This window comes from Fulvivirga kasyanovii, from assembly GCF_009711405.1.
Classification (GTDB): domain Bacteria; phylum Bacteroidota; class Bacteroidia; order Cytophagales; family Cyclobacteriaceae; genus Fulvivirga; species Fulvivirga kasyanovii.
In genome coordinates this window covers 1-2184 of sequence record NZ_SMLW01000211.1, presented here as the reverse complement: position 1 = coordinate 2184, position 2184 = coordinate 1, and the positions used below count along the sequence as shown (strand labels likewise).

Annotated in this window: 3 protein-coding genes; 1 reads left to right on the top strand and 2 read right to left on the bottom strand. The window is 39.4% G+C overall.

The genetic code is table 11. The annotated features are described in order from the left end of the window. Positions 1 to 251, bottom strand: a 251-nt coding sequence (locus E1163_RS00920) for a TetR/AcrR family transcriptional regulator (RefSeq protein ID WP_155168648.1), incomplete at its 3' end; no start/stop codon positions are given. Between the two features lie 70 nt (positions 252 to 321). On the opposite strand from E1163_RS00920, the gene E1163_RS00915 reads away from it, so the two are divergent. After that, entirely contained in the window at positions 322 to 846 is a 525-nt protein-coding gene (locus E1163_RS00915) for a hypothetical protein (RefSeq protein ID WP_155168647.1), read from the top strand. A 144-nt stretch (positions 847 to 990) separates the two neighbouring features. On the opposite strand, the gene E1163_RS00910 is transcribed toward E1163_RS00915, so the two are convergent. Further along, positions 991 to 1842 carry a DUF4097 family beta strand repeat-containing protein gene (locus E1163_RS00910; protein WP_155168646.1) on the bottom strand — a complete coding sequence of 284 codons (852 nt, stop codon included), beginning with the start codon at positions 1840 to 1842 and terminating at the stop codon, positions 991 to 993. Between the last annotated feature and the right edge of the window lie 342 nt (positions 1843 to 2184).

Here is a 2184-nt window from a genome sequence, read left to right as displayed (position 1 = left end):
CTTTCACTATAGGAAATATCAGCCCCTTCAACTTCTTTGAGTGACCGCTGAAACCTTTTGGCCATTTCGAAACATAATGCCTGAAGGATCTCTTCCTTGGATTTAATATGAGAATAAAGACTAGCTGCCTCAATACCAAGTGCTTGTGCCAGATCACGCATGGAGGTGGCAGAATACCCCTTTTGCTTGAAAAGCTCGGAGGCTGTTCTTATGACTTGTTCTTTTCTGCTTAAATTTTCTACGCCCACCATCTCTACAAAAATAGTGAATATTGTTTTTGAAGGAAGTAATTTATTAGTTTTGACCGCAAAATTTACATAAATGTCCTTTAAAAGCCCTGAAAACTTTCACAATAAGCTAGGTTTTGTTTTTCATGCCATGCTTGCCTTGCCTTTGGCAGCCTTTGTTTACTTGTTTCTGGAACTCAGGCACAGAGAACTACAGCCTGCCCTTGACGATAATGCCGTGATTTTTATACTGACCTACCTGTTGCCTGTGCTAGGAGCCAGTGCCGTTATTGGTGGGTATTTCAAGTTTAAAAAGGATTTGAAGGGTGTGAACCAGCAGGAAAGTCTGCGCGATAAATTAGAGGCCTATTATGCTGCAAGCCTGAAATTATATGGATTTATTGAGTTGGGTTCATTGATTTTTGTTGGGGGCTTGTATTTAACTACTTCTGCGGCTTTTATTTTGTTTTATGTACTCCTTTTATTCTTCATGTCACTTAACAGGCCCACACCTCAAAAATATGTGAATGACCTGCGCCTTACCGAAAAGGAAAGGGAGGTCATCTTATATAAAGGTAGCTTTGAGGAGGCAGAATCTACCAGCCCGGAAAAAAATTGATGCCAAACTTACATGAGAATCCATCTATGCTCAGAGCTATGGCAAGAGGTGGTTTCACCACTATTGAATATTAAACTGACCAATAATATTGAGATTCTACGCAGCAATGCTAGGTCTAATTAGGAATGCTGCTTTGACTAAATCTTACTTTGTAGTCATTCTGATCATAGCATCTTCTGCTCTTATTTCTACGTTGGCATTGCTGCTCCCAAGGGCAAGCCTGGTTCGGTTTTCGCTTTGCCGTATGGGTATGAAGTCGGAAGAAACGTCAATCTGCGTATCTTCATGAGCAATATCAACCTTAGCGCCACCATCCGTAAAGCTGAGTATCAGGTTGCCATCTTCTATATCGTAAAAGTACTCACCATTATTAGTGAGCGTGGTTGCTATCACAAGATCGCCATCCTCCATGGTGGCATTGATCTTATCAAATTTGCCTTCTGCTATTCTAAGGTCCCCATCATCGGCTTTTACGAATAAATTTCCGGAACCCTTATCAAGGCTAATATCTCCATCATAAAAAGTAAACCTGAAATCTTTTCCATTGCACGCTTTCAGGTCGGCATCGGCATCGTCGAGATGCATTTCAATAGCACCGCTGATATTCGATATCTCATACTTATCTCCATCACCTTTGATATCCAACCTCATATTTTCAGGTATTTCGATTTCAATTTTATACTCTTCACCAGATGATCCGGCAATGTTTATCATGCTCCCGCTGTATTTTTCAGTGATTACCAGGCTACCATTATCAGCCTGGATGTCGACGGCAAAACTGCTCGTACCCAGATTAAGTGAACCTTTCATATTTCTGTATATTTTCACCCGGGCATCTGTACGGTCGTTGCCGGTAATGTACACTTTGGCATCACTGCTTGTCAGTTTTAGCAAGCCATCAGCATCAACTTCATAAGTTTTGTCGAGGTTATATACATCCTGGGCATTTACAAAAAACGGGATAAAGAAAAGAAGGGCAACAAAAAGCGTTTTCATGGGTTTAAGTATTCTTGAACTATAGAAATAATTGTTTGTGTTAATGATATTTGCTGATGCTGTAATGGAGTAAATAATAATTGAGGATCTGACTCTGAAAGGTCAGGTATTGCCATTAGGTTTGAACTTAGCAAAATTATAATGGCTACTATCAAACCTATAATAACAGTCAGTGTTCTTTTATTTTGCCATTTCATAGTTAAACTTTAAACAGGCGTTGGTGTTTCTCCAAAACCAATAATGTACAGCTTTTACAATCGTTAGGATAATAATGTGAACTCTCCAAAATGTTACACTTTGACAACGATCTGGAAAGCACATTTATTACAAGACAACTGATTT

Excerpts from the sequence above, each read along its gene's own strand:
- E1163_RS00910 (WP_155168646.1), bottom strand. The coding sequence starts at position 1,842 with ATGAAAACGCTTTTTGTTGCCCTTCTTTTCTTTATCCCGTTTTTTGTA.
- E1163_RS00915 (WP_155168647.1), top strand. The coding sequence starts at position 322 with ATGTCCTTTAAAAGCCCTGAAAACTTTCACAATAAGCTAGGTTTTGTT.